Annotated in this window: 20 protein-coding genes, 2 tRNA genes and 1 pseudogene; 17 read left to right on the top strand and 6 right to left on the bottom strand. The window is 52.0% G+C overall.

The features are described from left to right. Positions 1 to 199: 199 nt before the first annotated feature. Positions 200 to 1,672 (top strand): catalase, encoded by a 1,473-nt coding sequence (locus tag HALO_RS17040; RefSeq protein WP_050713735.1) that lies wholly within the window; start codon positions 200 to 202, stop codon positions 1,670 to 1,672. Between the two features lie 49 nt (positions 1,673 to 1,721). Here HALO_RS17040 and dusA read toward each other — a convergent pair whose 3' ends face one another. After that, complete coding sequence (gene dusA, locus HALO_RS17035) at positions 1,722 to 2,735, bottom strand: tRNA dihydrouridine(20/20a) synthase DusA (protein WP_050713734.1); 1,014 nt, start codon at positions 2,733 to 2,735, stop codon at positions 1,722 to 1,724. 403 nt (positions 2,736 to 3,138) lie between these two features. On the opposite strand from dusA, the gene HALO_RS23140 reads away from it, so the two are divergent. From HALO_RS23140 to HALO_RS17015, 5 genes are all read left to right on the top strand, one after another. After that, positions 3,139 to 3,303, top strand: a complete 165-nt coding sequence (locus HALO_RS23140; protein ID WP_157693182.1) for a S24 family peptidase — start codon at positions 3,139 to 3,141, stop codon at positions 3,301 to 3,303. A 36-nt stretch (positions 3,304 to 3,339) separates the two neighbouring features. Further along, positions 3,340 to 3,522 carry a YodC family protein gene (locus HALO_RS17030; protein WP_035577551.1) on the top strand — a complete coding sequence of 61 codons (183 nt, stop codon included), beginning with the start codon at positions 3,340 to 3,342 and terminating at the stop codon, positions 3,520 to 3,522. Beyond that, entirely contained in the window at positions 3,519 to 3,785 is a 267-nt protein-coding gene (locus HALO_RS17025) for a DUF6953 family protein (RefSeq protein WP_035577553.1), read from the top strand. Before HALO_RS17030 ends, HALO_RS17025 begins: the two co-directional genes overlap by 4 nt. A gap of 119 nt (positions 3,786 to 3,904) precedes the next feature. Continuing rightward, a complete protein-coding gene (locus tag HALO_RS17020) occupies positions 3,905 to 4,975 on the top strand; it encodes a nucleoid-associated protein (protein ID WP_035577555.1) in 1,071 nt (356 codons plus the stop codon). A gap of 5 nt (positions 4,976 to 4,980) precedes the next feature. Continuing rightward, on the top strand, positions 4,981 to 6,447 hold the full coding sequence (locus tag HALO_RS17015) for a hypothetical protein (RefSeq protein ID WP_035577558.1): 1,467 nt from the start codon (positions 4,981 to 4,983) through the stop codon (positions 6,445 to 6,447). On the opposite strand, the pseudogene HALO_RS23780 reads toward HALO_RS17015, so the two are convergent. Next, positions 6,424 to 6,534: pseudogene (locus HALO_RS23780) on the bottom strand (DUF4113 domain-containing protein); the annotation flags it as partial. The gene HALO_RS17015 and the pseudogene HALO_RS23780 overlap by 24 nt on opposite strands. Before the next feature lie 22 nt (positions 6,535 to 6,556). Then, positions 6,557 to 6,709, bottom strand: coding sequence for a DUF4113 domain-containing protein (locus tag HALO_RS23135; protein WP_152561123.1), 153 nt, complete (start codon positions 6,707 to 6,709; stop codon positions 6,557 to 6,559). A 146-nt stretch (positions 6,710 to 6,855) separates the two neighbouring features. On the opposite strand from HALO_RS23135, the gene HALO_RS17005 reads away from it, so the two are divergent. The 3 genes from HALO_RS17005 (at position 6,856) to HALO_RS16995 (ending at position 8,598) form a co-directional block, all read left to right on the top strand. After that, complete coding sequence (locus tag HALO_RS17005; RefSeq protein WP_050713733.1) at positions 6,856 to 7,206, top strand: hypothetical protein; 351 nt, start codon at positions 6,856 to 6,858, stop codon at positions 7,204 to 7,206. A gap of 253 nt (positions 7,207 to 7,459) precedes the next feature. Next, on the top strand, positions 7,460 to 7,699 hold the full coding sequence (locus tag HALO_RS17000) for a hypothetical protein (RefSeq protein ID WP_035577563.1): 240 nt from the start codon (positions 7,460 to 7,462) through the stop codon (positions 7,697 to 7,699). 38 nt (positions 7,700 to 7,737) lie between these two features. Further along, positions 7,738 to 8,598, top strand: coding sequence for a hypothetical protein (locus tag HALO_RS16995; RefSeq protein WP_035577566.1), 861 nt, complete (start codon positions 7,738 to 7,740; stop codon positions 8,596 to 8,598). Positions 8,599 to 8,691: 93 nt separating this feature from the next. Here HALO_RS16995 and HALO_RS16990 read toward each other — a convergent pair whose 3' ends face one another. Continuing rightward, complete coding sequence (locus tag HALO_RS16990; RefSeq protein WP_035577568.1) at positions 8,692 to 9,498, bottom strand: sulfite exporter TauE/SafE family protein; 807 nt, start codon at positions 9,496 to 9,498, stop codon at positions 8,692 to 8,694. A 146-nt stretch (positions 9,499 to 9,644) separates the two neighbouring features. On the opposite strand from HALO_RS16990, the gene HALO_RS16985 reads away from it, so the two are divergent. Continuing rightward, positions 9,645 to 10,241, top strand: coding sequence for a hypothetical protein (locus HALO_RS16985; RefSeq protein ID WP_050713732.1), 597 nt, complete (start codon positions 9,645 to 9,647; stop codon positions 10,239 to 10,241). A gap of 5 nt (positions 10,242 to 10,246) precedes the next feature. On the opposite strand, the gene HALO_RS16980 is transcribed toward HALO_RS16985, so the two are convergent. Continuing rightward, entirely contained in the window at positions 10,247 to 10,771 is a 525-nt protein-coding gene (locus HALO_RS16980) for a helix-turn-helix domain-containing protein (protein ID WP_035577572.1), read from the bottom strand. 307 nt (positions 10,772 to 11,078) lie between these two features. Between HALO_RS16980 and gltX the strand changes: the two genes are divergently transcribed. The 3 genes from gltX (at position 11,079) to HALO_RS16965 (ending at position 12,897) form a co-directional block, all read left to right on the top strand. After that, a complete protein-coding gene (gene gltX / locus HALO_RS16975) occupies positions 11,079 to 12,563 on the top strand; it encodes a glutamate--tRNA ligase (protein ID WP_035577574.1) in 1,485 nt (494 codons plus the stop codon). A 120-nt stretch (positions 12,564 to 12,683) separates the two neighbouring features. Then, a tRNA-Ala gene (locus tag HALO_RS16970) sits at positions 12,684 to 12,759 on the top strand. Positions 12,760 to 12,821: 62 nt separating this feature from the next. Beyond that, positions 12,822 to 12,897, top strand: a tRNA-Glu gene (locus HALO_RS16965). A gap of 685 nt (positions 12,898 to 13,582) precedes the next feature. On the opposite strand, the gene gltA is transcribed toward HALO_RS16965, so the two are convergent. After that, on the bottom strand, positions 13,583 to 14,869 hold the full coding sequence (gene gltA, locus HALO_RS16960) for a citrate synthase (protein WP_035577576.1): 1,287 nt from the start codon (positions 14,867 to 14,869) through the stop codon (positions 13,583 to 13,585). Positions 14,870 to 15,372: 503 nt separating this feature from the next. On the opposite strand from gltA, the gene sdhC reads away from it, so the two are divergent. The 4 genes from sdhC to HALO_RS16940 are packed head-to-tail and all read left to right on the top strand — an operon-like array spanning position 15,373 to position 18,606. After that, entirely contained in the window at positions 15,373 to 15,750 is a 378-nt protein-coding gene (sdhC, locus tag HALO_RS16955; RefSeq protein ID WP_196518187.1) for a succinate dehydrogenase, cytochrome b556 subunit, read from the top strand. Continuing rightward, entirely contained in the window at positions 15,744 to 16,091 is a 348-nt protein-coding gene (gene sdhD / locus HALO_RS16950; protein ID WP_035577578.1) for a succinate dehydrogenase, hydrophobic membrane anchor protein, read from the top strand. The genes sdhC and sdhD overlap by 7 nt, the downstream gene beginning before the upstream one ends. A gap of 4 nt (positions 16,092 to 16,095) precedes the next feature. Next, on the top strand, positions 16,096 to 17,868 hold the full coding sequence (sdhA, locus tag HALO_RS16945; RefSeq protein WP_035577580.1) for a succinate dehydrogenase flavoprotein subunit: 1,773 nt from the start codon (positions 16,096 to 16,098) through the stop codon (positions 17,866 to 17,868). 27 nt (positions 17,869 to 17,895) lie between these two features. Next, positions 17,896 to 18,606: a succinate dehydrogenase iron-sulfur subunit gene (locus HALO_RS16940; RefSeq protein WP_009287296.1), complete on the top strand. Its 711-nt coding sequence runs from the start codon at positions 17,896 to 17,898 to the stop codon at positions 18,604 to 18,606. Positions 18,607 to 18,634 lie beyond the last annotated feature (28 nt).

Here is an 18,634-nt window from a genome sequence, read left to right as displayed (position 1 = left end):
CATAGCTAACAACTATCGCTGTGATAGTTAAGGATTAGCTACTGTAAATGGCAAGTTGGCAGCGGTTTGACTATACCTAGTGGTGGGCTTTGTTAGCGGCTGCAAAAATGATAGGAACTAAAACAAACAGCTAAGCTTTCATCGTACTCGAACGAGTGGCGATCCAGCGCCACGTCTACCGTGACATGGAGGAAAAGCGATGACGAGCGATAAACCTAAGCACACCACAACGGATGCGGGCATAGCAGTCAACAGTGATGAACACTCACTTTCAGTAGGCCCCGATGGGCCGATCGTTCTACATGATCACTACTTGATGGAGCAGATGGCTGCCTTTAACCGGGAAATGATTCCGGATCGTCAGCCCCATGCAAAAGGGAGCGGCGCCTTTGGCCACTTCCAAGTAACTCACGACGTCAGCCGATACACTAAGGCGGATTTTCTCCAGCCGGGTAAAAAAACCGAGATGTTGGCGCGTTTCTCGACGGTGGCCGGTGAGTCGGGTAGCCCAGACACTTGGCGCGACCCCCGTGGCTTCTCGCTGAAGTTCTACACCGAAGAGGGCAACTTCGACATGGTGGGTAATAATACCCCTGTGTTCTTTGTTCGCGATCCGCTCAAATTCCAGCACTTTATCCACTCACAAAAGCGTCGAGCGGATAACGGCTTGCGTGATCACGATATGCAGTGGGACTTCTGGACGCTTTCTCCGCAATCTGCCCACCAAGTCACTTGGCTAATGGGTGATCGTGGTATCCCCGCCACTTGGCGCCACATGAACGGCTATTCAAGCCATACCTATATGTGGGTGAACGCTGAAGGCGAGCGCTTTTGGGTGAAGTATCACTTCAAGACTGATCAGGGCATTAAGTGCATGACCCAGGAACAGGCCGATAAGATGGCGGGTGCGGATGCCGACTACCATCGCCGTGACCTGTTTGACGCCATCAAACGCGGCGATTATCCCACCTGGACACTGCAAGTTCAGATTATGCCGTTCGAAGATGCGAAGACCTACCACATCAACCCCTTCGATTTGACCAAGGTGTGGCCCCACGCCGACTACCCGCTGCAAGAAGTCGGTAAGATGACGCTGGATCGCAACCCCGTCGATTTCCACAGCCAAATCGAACAGGCAGCGTTTCAGCCCAGCAATGCCGTACCGGGCACCGGTTTCTCGCCGGATAAAATGCTGTTGGCGCGGGTAATATCCTACGCTGATGCGCACCGTGCGCGTTTAGGGGTGAACTACCAACATATCCCCGTTAACGCACCCAAGGKCCCGGTTAACAGCTACAGCCAGGGTGGTCAGATGCGTATTGCCCACTCCMCCGACCCGGTGTACGCACCTAATAGCAAAGGGGGTGCGCACGCCAACCCTGAAAAGTACCCGGAAGATGCGGTATGGGAGACTGACGGCGAGTTGGTTCGCGCCGCCTACACGCTGCGCCCGGGCGATGGCGATTTCAACCAAGCCAATGACCTAGTCAATAAGGTAATGGATGATGCTGCCCGCGACCGATTGGTAAACAACATTGTGGGCCACGTTTCCGACGGTGTTGAAGAGCCGGTGCTATCACGGGTATTTGAGTATTGGAAAAACGTCGACCAAACTATCGGCGAGCGTGTCGAGCAGGGCGTAATGGCGAACCGCCGGGAAAACGGTCAGTAAGCTTACGCTATTAGGAACACGAACCCGCTACGCCTGCGTAGCGGGTTTTTTATACAACGCACTCGGGTTCGTTCACCAAGCTAAGCGCGTCATCAAATAGGCGCAATCCTGCACCTTCTTTATGCGCGTGTTCTGACAAATGGCGCCGGAAGCGCCTGCCTCCAGGGCAMCCCTGAAACAATCCCAGTAGGTGGCGGGTAATATGATTCAGCTTCGCGCCTTCATCTAAGCGCTGCTGAATATAAGGCCGGAAAGCAATCGCGGCATCCAAGCGGCTTGCCGCCGGGCCTTTTTCACCAAATAGCTGCTCATCGACACCGGCGAGTAGCCACGGGTTTTGGTACGCCTCACGCCCCACCATCACACTATCCACCTGAGTGAGCTGTTCACGGCACTCGGCTAGCGTTTTAATGCCGCCATTAATGCCGATATGTAGCTCAGGATGMCTCTGCTTTAAACGATGAACGCGGGGGTAGTTAAGKGGCGGCACATCGCGGTTTTGCTTGGGCGACAAGCCCTGCAGCCACGCCTTACGGGCGTGAACGGTAAACACTTCGCAGCCTGCGTCCGCGACGATAGCGATAAACCGCTCAAGGTCGGCGTCCTCATCCTGGTCATCGATGCCAATACGGCACTTCACCGTGACCGGTATAGACACCGCCGCCTGCATCGCCCGCACGGCATCGGCCACCTTTTCGGGGTAGCCCATCAAGCATGCGCCAATCATATTGTTCTGCACGCGGTCGCTCGGGCAACCCACGTTCAGATTCACCTCATCATAACCCCACGCCTCGGCAATCGCCGCGCACTCCGCCAGCTCACCGGCATCGCTGCCGCCCAACTGCAGTGCAAGCGGATGCTCCACCTCGCTATAGCCCAAAAAGCGCTCACGGGGCGTCCCGTGCAAAATCGCACCGGTAGTGACCATCTCGGTGTACAGCAGCGTTCGCTTGGTTAAAGTACGTGCGAATGCTCTGTAGTCCTTTGTGGTCCAATCCATCATGGGCGCGACTGAAAACAGCCTGCCTCGATCTGCACTATTTTCTTTAAATAAATTAGTCATTTATTAACACTGTTAGCTGCAATGAATGCAGTCATATTGCCTCTTAATTCCGTAATTAACGCACCTGATGTGCCCAAAGTTTACCCAATAGCGGTAGTGGACTGATGTCTCAAAATCTGGGTACTTCTTGAGAGCTTTCTCACAGGTAGCGTGTTGTATGCGCGCTATTGTACGTAAGAAAGGGCGCGCAGCACATAGCAGGGTAGTTGCCATAGCGCTTACGTCGCAGATCAGGCTGGGTATCACCCAAAATGAAATAAAAAAAGAGCCGTAAATGGGCATTAGGTGAATGGTGCTAGCCGTATCGATGGGTTAGGCTTTCTTAAGGTTAGTAAATGGATGTTACAAAATGCTGCGACCCAAAACAGAAAGGCGTGTTTTTGCTGCTGGTGAGCGGTGAGCGGTGAGCGGTGAGCGAAGAATTAAACGGGTACAGCGTCTGGCGGGCGGCGCGCTGTACTTGATCAGCGACAACGACCACTACCAGCCGGAAATGATCAAGCCGCAGGATATGCACGATGTGGAGATTCTGGGGCGGTGTGAGATTTGGATTGGGCGGGTGGTATAGCTCATTTTTATTTTGATTGATTTAAAGGAAAAGAAAATGACTAAGAAATTCGTAGTCGGGGATATCGTTCAGCTCAAATCTGGTGGCCCGGGAATGGCTGTTAGTGATTATGACGAAGAGCGTCAAAGATGTAGGTGCCAATGGTTTGCAGGAAAGAAGTTGGAGCAGGGTGTTTTTCCTACAGATTCCCTCGAAAAGGTTGAGCAACCCTCATCATGAAGCCAAACGATGTAGCGGCGTGGATGCTGGCTTTAATTGAGCGGGAAGGCTGCTTATATCAGGACGACGTGGTCGATTATTTGGTAAAGCAGGACGCAGAGGAACTGCTGCGTGAAAACGCGGATGGAAATCTTGTCGTTGGAACACAGGTGCTGACGGCTTTCCGTAAGCTGACAGAGTCAGACGTTGTTTGGGTAAAGCCTGATCGGTATTGGCGGTTTCGCGTAGCAGAAGATGAGCCTGGCAGAGAGGCTCGAGGATAGGTTGTATTCGGCGGTTTATTAAACGCCGCAGAGTTAGCCAGCATATTTGCTAAACCTCGTAATACTCGAGGTTATGTGGTGTGACCGGCGCAGGAAACACAAAAATAAGGGGATTCGGAATGGCAGGACAACAATTAGAAGGCGTTCTTACGCAGGGCCAACGCGATACCCTAGAGATCGTCGAATTTATCTTTCATATCATTGATCCTGATGCGCCAGGTAAGGTCATAAAGCTTGATGAAGTTCAGTTGCAGGAAAAACAGAAATCGTTTTTTCTTGACCGGCTGCGTGATATAGCTGAAGGAACTCAGTATCTTTTTGATCCTGATGCGCCCAACCTTCAGGAACAAAGCCAACGATTAGTTGAAGACCGAGATGGGTTTGTAGACCTTTCTTACCAGATGACCCAAGAGTTTGCGCGCCTACATGGTGGTAACATGTCGGCAGGTGTTTTTATCGTATCGGTCGTTAAGTATTTAGCCAAGGCTCATGATTGGCAGCAACTTGTATTTTTGGTCAAGATGGATCAGCAGGAATCGTTTACCTATAACTATGAGGATATACAGGGACGAAAGGTTGCTGTTGTTGATGAGATTCCGAATGCCTTGAATGAAAACAAAAAAGCGGTGCAGAAAAGTGCTTTAATAGATACTAGCAATCAGTTTGCATGGGATGTACTGGCTTTCGATCGAGTTAAGAAACCTGTGCTAGGTGATTATTATCAAGCTTTTCTGGGTGTGATCGAGCGTCAGCAAGATTCAGTACTGACAAGGTCGACAGATCAGGCAGTAAGGAAGTGGGCGAAAGATATACCACAAGATCAATTGCCTCCTGGTGAGGATTTGAACACCTATCGAGGTCGTGCTCTCAACTATCTCAGGGACCATGATACCTTCGATACGGATACGTTCCTGGACACAGTAGTACGAGATGAAAACCCAGAAAGGAAGGTTGCGCTGGTGCGGTCTCTACGTGATGCCCTGGAAGAGGCAGGCATAGCGGGGCAAACATTCCGGCCGCGCCCTGATTCCCTTCCCAAGGCGCAGCGCAAGCATATTTACGAAACTTCGGAGGGAATCACGATCTCCTATGAAGGCACCCCAGAACAAGTAGGTATGCTGATTGAAAATTTGGATGGCGGTAGGTCGCGGGTTACCATTGAAACCCATAACTTAATACCGAAAGGCTAGTCGCCATGACCGCCGTAGTGGATCTGCTACAGGCCATTGAAGCTCTTCGCCCTCATGCTGCGAAGGCGGTTGAAGAGAGCTTTCGCTTGATTATAGAAGGTGATTCGCTGAACGAGTCGATTCGAGCGAAGCTATCCCATACCTTAGCACTTAGCGAGCAATTGGAAATATCACCTCCAACGATCTGGGCGGCCGATACTAACGACAGGATTGATGTCGATGACCTGTCAGGTGACGATTTCGATAATAGTCCCTGGCGCTTGGTTCTTGGAAAGACGCCTATCTCTGAATTTTTGAAGGCAAGGGATGACGAAACCACGTTGGTATTTTTCAGCGTGGATGGATTCCATCAATGGCTCAAAAACTGGGATCCGTTTCTGTATCCTACTGGCAATATCCCTGACTTGGCCAACCCAACAACGGTGCGTGTTCATGGGCTTTCTAATGGCGTTGGTGGCCCGCTGCTTTGGGTTATGCCGCCAGAGGGTGAGCCCCCAAGCATCGATGAAGTGATACTACCAGAACATGCGGATGTGCATCGCTTGATACATACCAATGCCACGAAGGCATTGCGGGTTTGCCCGAAAGCATATGCCCTCACCTGGGGGGACCTCGATAGCGCCGAGACTGCTCCCTTGGTCACATTAAGTGCAAGCGTATTCTCGGCCTGTTTAGTCCAAGAACTACGATGTGTCGATGGTATCTACGAAGCCACGTTGCAGGGCACTAAGCGCCTTTCATTACCACTGCTCGACACCAGTCCAGCAGCGAGTTCAGAGACGCTGAAACGAATGATCGAAGCGGTTTCCTGGGTATATGATGAGCGACCTGAGACGCGGTTAGGGTTGTTGATGGATCGGCTGTCGATCGATATCGAAAGAGGCCAGTCTCTTTCATCAGGCATGGAGCATCATCTTTCAGCTGCCTTACAGCAGGCGCGGGACAGCTACGCTTTTGTGATTCTAGACCGTAAGGATGCATACCATAAAGAAATCCGTGAACTCATGAAAGATATGAAATCTCAGGCGGATCTTTATGCTCAAAAAGTTAGAGATTTAGTAAGCTCTATCGCTCGTGATGCTCTTGGTATATTGATATTTATAACTTTTTCTTTTGTTGCTAGGTTTGATAAGGATAATTTTTCAGAGCTTCTTGGTAGCGCTGGGCTGTCTGTTATATCTAAAGTTTTAGCATGTTATTTGATCTTGTCTTTAATGATCCAATCTGCAGCTCATTTTCGTGATATCGCTTTGTCTGACCAAGAAAGCGAAAAGTGGCTTGATGTACTTCAACATTATTCCTCTAGTGACGATAAAGAGAGCCGGTTTTTAGAGCCTATAAAGAAGAGAAGAAATACCTTCTATTTTGCTCTAGCGATAGCGGCTTTTATTTATATCATGCTTGCCGTTTGTACTTGGAATTTACCTTCTCTTATAGGCTGGTTAATTTCAATTTCTTCTGATGGTAGTTGATCTTTTAGCCGCCCCCTCATCCGTATATGCCACCATCAACTCATCCCAATGCGTCGTATAGCGCGGGCTTCGGTTCGCGCAGCGTAGGTGCTAGGGGCGTTCTTTTCCGCTAGCCTAGACGTACCGTTTGCTTTCCCATTTTCTCGTTTAGCGCGTCCATAGTGGGCATTAGCTTTTGGCTGCGTTGATGTTCTTCTTCCGTTTGTGGTGTACCCATCAAACTGAGCTGTTGGCGCTTCTCGTCGGTGAGATTGATCAGCATCACGCCTTGTAGCGTATTTGGGCCGGTAGATCTTTGCCAGTGCTTGCTGGGCGGCGTGTAGGATCACGCGAGTGTTTTTGGGGCGTTCCATTTCGACCACTAGCGGGGCGAGTACTGCGAATGTGGAGCAAGCACATGGCAACAGAATGCGTGTAAATTACTTAGGGCCAGCAGCGGTGGGCGTGGAGCACCCAGCGGTAGCCGAAATGGATAATCGAAAATTTTCACCCAGCTGCTTTCTGGKGGAGATAAGCGAGGACGCCCGCCTAGGCGGGCCGTGCATGGAAGGCGATGTGCTGCTGGTAGATGAAGCGCGATCGTTCGGCTCCGCCGATCTGGTAGTGGCGGAGGTGGAAGGGGAGTACCGATTGTTTAAAGCCCACCGTGTGGGCAGCCGTTGCCGATTGTTGACACCGGATGGTGGCCAGGGCTACTTCGTGAACACGCAGCAGTTCAAGTGTGTGGTGGTCAGGCAGACGAGATGCTGGGCGGTGTAAGCGATCTCGTACAAATTGTGTCGGAGTTGGCTTACATTCATTTAGGTAGAAACTTGCCAAGCTGGAAATGTCGCTTAGTTGCACGCGTTTCCTCAGGGTTTCGCTAGAAGATTGCGGCAACGGGATATCCTCAGCCATGGATGGGTGGGGGATTGCGCAGGGTGGAAATATCACTTAATATCTATGAACGTCAACAAATCTTGACGAAGCTCACTCATCTGGCTAAGCTTTCACAGAAAGCTTAGCCAGATGAGTGAGCATCACTACCTTCTATAACCAACTGATTTTACTGGTGAAAATCATGGTTTCTTATATTAGCGCAAATCAAAAGAATGGTTTCGTGCTACGTCTTCAAGAGAAAGAACGCAACCGTTTCCAAGAATATGCAGAAATGCAGGTTTCTAAGGAAGCAATCGAGCGTGCTTCTCAGTTCAAGGGCGCACGTCAGCATGCCCGAATTATTCGTGGCGCTCCAGCTCCTGCGCCGCTCTGAGCCTACCTAAATTTATTACTTATCTGTAGTGAGTTTGGATGGAAGATAGTCTTTCAATACAGCCTATTCTGAAACTTATTGCAGAGCTTCCCCCAGAATATCAAGAACGCCTGGTGCTCATTGGAGGCCAGGCAATTGCTTTTTGGGGTGCTTATTTTTTGGAAGGGCAGTTAGATCAAGTACATACTGCTGCTTTGACTTCATCAGACCTCGACATTGTAGCAGGGACTGTTGAAGGGGTCAGGGTATTAGCAGAGCAGTGGAAAGGAGTGCCACGCTTTCCTACGCCAGATGACCATGTACCCAACATGGCATTGATAGAGCTTTATCGCCCTGAAATATTGGCTGACGGGCATTTCGTAGTAGATGTTATGAACCAGGTGTATGGTGGGCTTGATGCTGATAGCATGCGCGCCAAGGCAAGGCTGGTAGAGTGGGATCTACACCAAGACGGTAAAGAAATTCTACGTTTTTATGTTTTAAATCCAGCCGCGCTGTTATGGACGCGCATCGCTAATTTGAAACACCGGCGTATGAGGCCGATAGCGGTTGAACGTGAGCTAGTGCGTACAGAAGTCTTATGCCGAATCGTGCGTGAAGATCTGTGGAACCAAGCACTTGAAATATTCTCAGACCCCGCTGCTAGGCGGCCTAGCCTGGATTATGCCAAGTATGTTTACCGTGACATATCAAGGCATAAAGACACGCGTAGTGTATTAGCTCAGTACCCCTCTCTTATTCACCCTTTTCTTTCTACCATACCTGAGTCGCCTCATTGGCCTGAGTATTTCATGCGAGGCGTGGGCGTATGGCAAGGTCGATTGATCAGGCATGTGAATGCGATCATTAATCACAAAGTCAGGCGCGATCAGATACGTGCGACGTCACCCACCCGCTGATTGAGCAGCGCTACCCTTTAGGGTCTGTCCCTATCCGATTGTTTTAGCTATTAGCTAAGAATAATCGCTTTAGGCTTTGCTGCTCGCACCCCCTCAAGCCGTAAACACTGCATAAACCATCTGCAGTGCCAACCCCATCAGCATAAAAGCGAATACTCGTTTGAGGAGTTTAACGGGCAGCTTGTGCGCTAGCTTTGCCCCGATAGGGGCGGTAAGAATACTGAAGGGTGCCATTAATAGTAGCGCGGGTAGGTAAACGTAGCCGAGCGCTGCACTGGGCAGGCCTTGGGTAGACCAGCCGTTGATGACGTAGCCTAGCGCCCCGGCAACCGCAATCGGTAGCCCTACGGCTGCGGAGGTGCCAATCGCGCGGGGAAGTTTGACATTGCACCAAGTGAGGAAGGGGACTGTTAGTGAGCCACCGCCAATGGCAACGAGCGCAGAAATACCGCCGATGCCGAGGCCGACGCCGCTGACCCCAAGAGGACCAGGTAAGCTGCGGTTGGGTTTGGGCTTGATATTCGCCAGCATCTGCAGCGACATTAGCAGCATAAAACAGGCGAAAAAGATGGCTAGGCCGCGGGTGGGAATCAGGGCAGCGATAAAGGTCGCCAAAAAGGTGCCGGTTAATATGCCTGGGGTGATAAAACGCACGATATCCCAACGAACCGCCCCATGGCGGTGGTGGGAAAGCAGGCTGGAGGCGGAGGCGGGAATGATAGCCGCCATGGCGGTGCCTAAGGCCAGGTGGGCAAGGTGCTCATAAGATACGCCTTGCAGTACAAAAAGGGACGTTAGGATAGGCACCATAATGCCCCCACCGCCAATCCCCAATAAGCCCGCCATCAGACCCACGAAACCGCCCAGTGCTATATAGGCCAACCACCAAATGATCTCCAAAGCCGCTGCTCCTGAAAGTGTCTTGTTAGCATGATAAGCATATTGTACCGGAAGCGAGGGCTTGCGCGGGGCCAAAAATGAGTATTCCACTGTGGTAGCGGCTATGCAGTGGTAAGCTGCAGAACAAGTAATATTTCGGAGTGTGTATGCGCAATGTAATGAGCAGTGTTGGCGTGTTAATAGTGTCTGTTGCGCTACTGGCAGGGTGTGGCGGAACAGATGAACCAAGKGAACCGTCCTCAACCGCAGCACAAACGTCAGCCCCTGAACCGACAGCTGCCGAGACAGAAGCAGATGAGGAGGAAGAAGTAGCGCCGCTGGTGGTCGAGATATTTGCGCATGTATCACTGCGCAGCGATAGGCGTTTAATGGTGGAAGGCGAGAGCAACTTACCTGACGAAACACTGGTGCAGATTATCGTCGAGCGCGAGATTAGCAGCGTGCGTTGGCGGGAGCGGACACGCATACAAAATGGCGTGTTTGCAGCGGGGCCATTTGGTCCAGGCAGTGGCTTACCCGATGGTGGCTATATAGTGCAGGTTGAGGTTTCCGAAGGCAGTGTGCAGCCGGAAGCCGTTCAGGCGCGTATTGGCCACGAGGGCCAGCACCTGGCGGGAGAGCTGGTAAATCAATCCCGCCATGGGCTGGGCCAAGTGGCCACCTACTCACGGCGCTTCTTGGTGGGGAGTGAGCCAAGGCAAACGCGTGACCAGGTGGAGGTGCTAGAGAGTCCGGGGAGGTAGACGCTTTAGGCAGGATGCCAATGGGCTAACAGTACTGCATGAATCGATGTGTCGCTTGGGGCTTTGGCGAAGTGCTCAATGACGAAACGATCGTCGCGTTGCACTACATAGTGGCCCGCTTTGTGAAACACATGTGTTGGCCCAAGCAGCAGAAGGTCACCAGCATTAACGGGTGAAAAATCTGTACCTTGGCCGGGTGTTGCCATCACGCACGGTGCTTTCCAGTCGATGTGCAGCGGCAGATGACTGGGCACTTTAATGGTCGTTGCCTGTACCTGTTCCCAGGGGAGGGGGCCAGTGTGGGTCAACGTTAACAGCTCGGGGGCGCTGTCACCTTCCAGCAGTGTTGCCAGGGAGCAGTCGAGGGCGTCGGCGAGCGCAACAAGGCGTTCGTGACCGATCTGTTTGATCGCCCCAGATTCCCAATAAGAAATGGTGACATCTGACACGCCAACTTTGCGTGCGAGGGCAGCTTTGTTGAGCTTGGCCCTAAGCCGCAGTTGCTTGATACGTGAGCCTAGCGATTCCATTTCGTCTTCCTAATGATGAGCTAAACAAGCTCGTTGGCTGTTTTCCACTATGGTATGTCTTTCAACAAACAAAAATAGTGGCGCTATGAACATACGTTATTGGTCTGTCTCAAACTTGGGGTATGCGCCCAAGGTGTTGCTGCAGAGCCATACTAAGCGATTGTGCTTTAGCGCGCATTAGTGGACAAATAACGTTGAGTTAATTTCTCTGACGCTTTCTTGCGCTAGTTGTTCCCTGAGCAACGCTGTTGGTTGCGCCTAAGGTGCGTATAATATTGCCATGCATTTTTGCCAATAGGACGTTTTCATGACCGTACGTACTCGCATCGCCCCTTCTCCCACTGGAGACCCCCACGTTGGTACGGCTTACATTGCGCTTTTTAACCTCTGTTTTGCGCGTCAGCATGGTGGCCAATTTATTCTGCGTATTGAAGACACTGATCGGGTGCGTTCTACGCCTGAGTCGGAGCAGATGATTCTCGATTCGCTGCGTTGGCTGGGGCTTGAGTGGGATGAAGGCCCGGATGTTGGCGGGCCTCACGGCCCTTATCGGCAAAGCGAACGTGGCGATATTTATGCCCAATACGCCCAGCAGCTGTTGGATGCCGGGCATGCGTTTAAATGCTACCGCACCAGTGAAGAGTTGGATGAGCTGCGCGAGACGCGTAAAGCCGCAGGGCTGCAGCTGGCATTGAAGCCCGCTGATTTAGCGCTGGATAGCCAAGAGCAAGCACGCCGTGAGCAGGAAAGCTGGCCTTACGTGGTGCGCATGAACGTGCCTGCTGAAGGTGTTTGTGTCGTCAATGACATGCTGCGTGGCACTATTGAAGTGGAATGGGCGCAGGTGGATGCGCAAATTCTGCTTAAATCAGACGGTATGCCTACTTATCACCTAGCAAACGTTGTTGATGACCACTTAATGCAAATTACCCATGTGTTGCGTGGGGAAGAGTGGATTAACTCCGCACCAAAACATCAACTGCTGTATGAGTATTTTGGTTGGCAAATGCCGCAACTTTGTCACATGCCGCTGCTGCGCAACCCGGATAAATCCAAACTCTCCAAGCGCAAGAACCCGACTTCGATCAATTATTATCGCCGGATGGGCTTTTTACCCCAGGCCGTTACCAACTATTTGGGGCGGATGGGCTGGTCGATGCCCGACGAGCGCGAGAAATTCAGCCTGCAAGAAATGATGGCAGAGTTCGATGTTCAGCGTGTCTCCCTAGGTGGTCCGGTGTTCGACCTGGAGAAACTGACGTGGTTGAACGGCGTGTATATCCGTGAAGACCTCGACGACGATGCACTGTTGAGCGCGCTGCGCGATTGGGCCTTCAATGAAGCCTACGTTAAGCAGATACTGCCACAGGTACGCCCACGGGTAGAGACGCTCTCCCAAGTGATGCCGTTGGCAGGGCACTTCTTTTCGGGTTTGCCGACGCTAACAAAAGCGTCGTTCGATAGCGTGAAGCTCGAGGAGGAGGAACTGGTCAAACTGCTCCAGTTTCTTGTCTGGCGGTTTGAAGGCGTTGCGGCTTGGCATAAAGAGGCATTGCTGAGCGAAGTCAAGATACTGGCTGAGTATTTTGATTTGAAAATGAAGGCCTTCTTGGCACCGGTGTTTATTGCCATTACCGGTAGCAGCTCAAGCACCTCAGTGATGGACGCCATGGCAATTCTTGGCTCCGACGTTACTCGCGCACGTTTGCGCAGTGCGATAGAGGTCTTAGGCGGCGTCTCCAAAAAACAGGCCAAGCGCTTTGAAAAAGAGTTTCGTGAAATCGCTTCGTGAAATCGCTTAACCGTGATTGATATAGCGCTAGCGCCAATTTCTTACCCTTAGGAATTGGCGTTTTTTCTATTGACGAAGACCCGCATAATCAGTATTATACGCTCCGTCTTCGCGACATGTGGGGCCTTAGCTCAGCTGGGAGAGCGCAACACTGGCAGTGTTGAGGTCAGCGGTTCGATCCCGCTAGGCTCCACCAATTAGTGATAACTTTTAAGTAACGGTTTTTCAGTAATGGTTTTTGCGAAGCGGCTCAATTACGTCCCATTCGTCTAGTGGTCTAGGACACCGCCCTTTCACGGCGGTAACAGGGGTTCGAACCCCCTATGGGACGCCACTACTTCAGTACCCTTCCTAATCGTTTATTTCCTCTAGCAATGAGCTCCTCTCATATGCTGGTTTTTGCATGTCTGTCATTCACAAAAGAGCTACAAATCGACAATTTTTGGACGATTTTGTGCTTGACTTGTCCACTTTTGCGTTTCTGGTTTTAGGGTTGTGCACAACCCCTTGTTGTTGACGCAAAAAATCTTGAACAGAACTTAAACCCTTTAAAAACAATCAGTTATGTTAGGTTAAAAAATAACCAATTTAAGGCTGGCCCACTGCCCATGGCGATTTCGGGACGTTTTGAAGTGGTTGTGAACAGGGTTATCCACAGATAGTGTGGAAAACCTTGATCAATACCCGGCAGCAAAAAAGTCAAGCGATATTAGCAGCTGTTTAGGCGTTCTATAGTGGGGCGATGGTCCAATGAATGATTCCCCAAGGCGGCGTTAAATGCTATCGAGCGTGCCTCCTCGGTAGGCACGCTAGCTATCATCAAGCTATCCCATCAAGCGATCACTACAAGCGATCACTACAAGGGGCCTAAGAGGCTTCTGGGCTGCTGTCTTGCCTTGCAGGGCACTAGGCATGGGATCAATCGTTTGCGACATGTTGCTGCCTTGGTGGCCTAAGTCAGGGTTATACGCAAAAGGCCACCCGGAGGTGGCCTTTGGTCGTGCTATAAAGCGGGGGATTTATTTTTTCGGATAGTCACGCTGGTCGTGACCAATATAGAGCTGMCGCGGACGGCCGATTTTGTAGCTTTCGCTGAGCATTTCGTGCCAATGAGAGATCCAGCCAATGGTGCGTGAGACCGCGAAAATCACGGTGAACATATTGGTCGGGATGCCCATCGCTTTCAAGATGATGCCGGAGTAGAAATCGACGTTCGGGTACAACTTGCGCTCAATGAAGTACTCATCTTCTAGGGCGATCTGCTCAAGACGCTTGGCAATTTTAAGCTGGGGGTCATCAGCCATGCCGAGCTCTGCGAGGACTTCGTCGCAGGTCTCCTTCATCACTTTGGCGCGCGGGTCAAAGTTGCGATAAACGCGGTGACCAAAGCCCATTAGCTTGAACGGGTCATCCTTGTCCTTGGCTTTATCGACAAAGCGCTGGATGTTCTCTTCGGAGTCTTCGCCGATTTCGTCAAGCATAGCTAGCACGGCTTCGTTGGCGCCGCCGTGAGCAGGGCCCCAGAGTGCCGCGATACCTGCGCTAATACAGGCGAATGGATTGGCGCCGGTAGAGCCTGCCAAGCGTACTGTCGAGGTAGAGGCGTTCTGCTCGTGATCCGCATGCAGCATAAAGATGCGGTCCATAGCTTTCGCGTATACCGGGTTGATTTTGTACTCTTCGCACGGGTTGCTGAACATCATGTAGAGGAAGTTCTCTGCATAGCTCAGGTCGTTGCGCGGGTAGTTGAACGGCTGGCCGACATTATACTTGTGCGACATGGCCGCCAGAGTCGGCATTTTGGCAATTAGGCGAATCGCGCTGATCTCGCGATCTTCTTCTTTAGTGATGTCCATATGGTCATGGTAGAAGGCCGCTAAGCCGCCTACTACGCCACACAAGATGGACATCGGGTGCGCATCGCGGCGGAACCCTTTAAAGAAGTTATTGATTTGATCGTGAACCATGGTGTGGTTACGAATGCGCGATTCAAATTCTGCGTACTGTTCGTCGTTGGGTAGCTCGCCAAACAGCAGGGTGTAGCACACCTCCACGAAATTGGACTCTTTGGCCAGTTGGTCAATGGGGTAACCGCGGTGAAGCAGTACGCCCTTGCCACCATCAATATAGGTGATGGCAGACTGGCAAGAAGAGGTGGCCATAAAGCCGGGGTCGTAGGTAAACAGGCCTTCAGCACCTAAGCCGCGTACGTCGATGACGTCGGGGCCAAGTGTGCCGGAATACATGGGTAGCTCGATCGGTTTATCCAGACCGTCTACCGTCAATGTCGCTTTCCTGTCAGCCATGCTGGCCTCCTTTCGAATTCGGGTTGGGACGTAAAGTCATTGCTGCGCATACCGCGCCGGCGAAAAGGCTTGCCCACTATAGAAGCGTGCGACATTTTGTCAATTAGCCTAAGCGCTAGCCGAATGTTGTACAAGAATTGTTGTTGTGGGTAATTTTTGTATATGATGAGAGGGCGTGCAGTGTAGCAAAACGCCAGAGATTTTTGCCTGTATTCTAACATAATATGTTAACAGGCTTATCAAACTGCTAGTCTCTTGCCACTATAACCATGCTGCAGCGCAAAATCGACTCAGGATGAAGACAATTTTCTTGCACCATAGTCGAGTTAGGCCTGAGTTCGGTTTGTAAGCGAGGGCGAAGGTTCTTATAATCCACGTCGCGCGACCGGCAGGTAGGTGGTCGTGCCCGACTTGGCAACGGCCGAGCCCCTTCCAGCAACCACCGCCCGCTCGGGCCATGCCCGACCTGTCGCAGAGCGGGCCAAGAGAGTGTGTACAAAGCCGTGAATAGCAAACGACCCGTAAACCTAGACCTTACTACGATACATTTCCCACTGCCGGCGCTGACGTCGATCACACACCGCATCACGGGTGTCATCCTGTTCGTTGGCCTGATTTTCGCTTTTTGGGCGCTGGGCAAATCCTTGTCATCTCCTGCGGGTTTCGACGCCGTTAGCGATGCGCTGGCCAATAATTTTTTGGCTAAGCTGATTGCTTGGGGGCTGTTGTCTGCACTGGCATTTCACTTTGTAGCAGGTATCAAGCACCTGCTGATGGATGCCGACATTGGAGTAACCCTTGAGGGTGGCGTTAAAAAAGCGCAGATCACCGTGGTGGTCAGCGCCGTTCTGATTATTCTGGCAGGAGTTTGGGTATGGTAACTAACATTACAAGTTTTGGCCGTAGTGGGCTTTCTGACTGGCTGATGCAGCGCGTTTCTGCTGTTATTTTGGCCCTCTACACGGTCTTTATCGTTGCCTTCCTGCTGTTTAATCCGAACCTCGATTACTACGCGTGGAGCGGCCTATTCAGCCAGACGTGGATGCGCATTTTCTCGCTTTTGGCCTTTGTCGCCATAGCGGCACACGCCTGGATCGGTCTGTGGACCGTCACCACCGACTATCTCAAGTCCACTCGCCTGCGCGTGGGTGCCCAAGCTGTCATCATCCTGGGCATTTTCGTGTACTTGGTGTGGGGCATTCAAATTTTGTGGGGAGCTTGATTACATGTCTAATCTGCGTAGCCTGACGTTTGACGCCATTATTATTGGTGGCGGTGGCTCTGGCCTGCGAGCCGCTCTGGAACTGGCGAAGTCCGGTAAAAAGACGGCCGTGTTATCGAAAGTTTTCCCGACCCGCTCTCACACCGTTTCTGCTCAGGGTGGTATCACCTGTGCAATCGCGTCTGATGACCCGAACGACGACTGGCGCTGGCACATGTACGACACCGTTAAAGGCGGCGACTATATCGCTGACCAGGACGCGGCGGAGTATATGTGTTCTGAAGGCCCGAAAGCGGTATTTGAGCTTGAACACATGGGCCTGCCGTTCTCGCGTTTAGACAACGGTCGCATCTATCAGCGCCCGTTTGGTGGTCAGTCGAAGAACTTTGGTGAAGGCGGTCAGGCAGCACGTACCTGTGCCGCGGCTGACCGTACCGGCCACGCGCTGCTGCACACGCTTTATCAGAACAACCTGAAGAACAACACCGTGTTCCTCAATGAGTGGTACGCGGTGGATCTGGTCAAAAACGCCAGCGGTGACGTGGTCGGCTGTATTGCCATGTGCATCGAAACCGGCGAAGTGGTTCACGTTAAGTCCAAGGCCACGGTACTGGCCACCGGTGGTGCAGGGCGTATTTACGCCTCTACGACCAACGCCTTGATCAACACTGGCGACGGCATTGGCATGGCGCTGCGTGCGGGCTTCCCGATGCAAGACATGGAAATGTGGCAGTTCCACCCGACCGGTATTTACGGTGCGGGCACGCTGGTCACAGAAGGTTGCCGCGGTGAAGGTGGCTACCTGATCAACAAAGACGGCGAGCGCTTTATGGAGCGTTATGCGCCGAACGCCAAAGATTTGGCGGGCCGTGATGTTGTCGCCCGTTCGATGGTCATGGAAATTCTGGAAGGTCGCGGCTGTGGCGAGAAGGGCGATCACGTCTTCCTGAAGCTTGATCACTTGGGTGAAGAAGTGCTTGGTAAGCGCCTGCCCGGTATCGTTGAGCTTTCTAAGACCTTTGCTCACGTTGACCCGGCGAAAGATCCGATCCCGGTTGTACCCACCTGCCACTACATGATGGGCGGTATTCCGACCAATATTCATGGTCAGGCCATTACCATGGACGAAAGCGGTAAGGATCATATCGTTAACGGCCTGTTTGCCTGTGGTGAAGCAGCGTGTGTATCTGTTCACGGTGCCAACCGCTTGGGCGGTAACTCGCTGCTGGATCTGGTAGTGTTTGGTCGTGCCGCGGGTATGTTTATCGAAGGTGCGCTGAACGAAGGCATTGAGTATCTGGACGCTTCTGAGTCTGACATTGAGTCGGCCATGAAGCGGATCACGCGCTGGAACGAGTCTAAAGGCGGCGAAAGCATTCCTGAACTGAAGGCTGAGCTTCAGGAAATCATGCAAACCTCCTTCGGCGTATTCCGCGAAGAGAAAAACATGCTGGAAGGCGTCGACAAGCTAGCGCTGCTGCGTGAGCGTATCGCCAATGCCCACCTGCCTGACAAGTCCAATGCCTTTAACACTGCCCGTGTAGAAGCGCTGGAACTCGATAACTTGATGGAAGTGGCTGAAGCGACGGCGATCGCTGCCCTTGAGCGTAAAGAGAGCCGCGGCGCCCACTCGCGCTACGACTATCCAGACCGTGATGACGTCAACTGGCTGAAGCACTCGCTGTTCTTCCCGGCGACGAAAGAGCTGAAAAAACGCGACGTTAACTTCAAGCCGAAAACTGTTGATACGTTCGAGCCTAAGGTTCGTACCTACTAAACGCCGCATAGACGAGAGGGAGTCACTATGTCCAATCTTCAGGTATCCGTATACCGCTACAATCCGGAAACCGACTCCGCACCTTACATGCAGGAGTTTCAGGTCGATACCAAAGGCCGCGATGTGATGGTGCTGGATGTCCTTCATATGATGAAGGAGCAAGACAGCGGTTTGGCGTTTCGTCGCAGCTGCCGTGAAGGCGTCTGCGGTTCAGACGGCATGAACATGAACGGCAAAAACGGCTTGGCCTGTATCACGCCGCTGTCAGACGTTGTCAAAAACAACAAGCTGACCCTGCGCCCGCTACCGGGCTTGCCGGTTATTCGCGATATGGTCGTCGATATGGGGCTGTTCTATAAGCAGTACGAGCGTATTCAGCCGTACCTGCAGAACGACACGCCTGCGCCGGCCATTGAGCGCCTGCAGTCGCCAGAAGAACGCGACAAGCTTGATGGCTTGTATGAGTGTATTCTGTGCGCATGCTGTTCAACGTCTTGCCCGTCGTTCTGGTGGAACCCCGAGAAGTTCGTTGGCCCGGCGGGTCTGCTGCAGTCATACCGCTTCCTGGCCGATTCACGTGACACGGCCACCAGCGAGCGGTTGAGCAACCTGGAAGATCCGTTCTCGGTATTCCGTTGCCGTGGCATTATGAACTGTGTAGCGGTGTGCCCAAAAGGGCTTAACCCTACCCGGGCAATTGGTAAAATTCGCGAAATGTTACTCGCTGATGCTACCTAAGCCTATGACATCTTAGTAAAAAAGCGTC

Source organism: Halomonas sp. R57-5 (assembly GCF_900070345.1).
GTDB lineage: Bacteria > Pseudomonadota > Gammaproteobacteria > Pseudomonadales > Halomonadaceae > Vreelandella > Vreelandella ventosae_B.
Note: the sequence above shows the minus strand (reverse complement) of the source record. Positions and strands in the feature narration are given on the sequence as shown.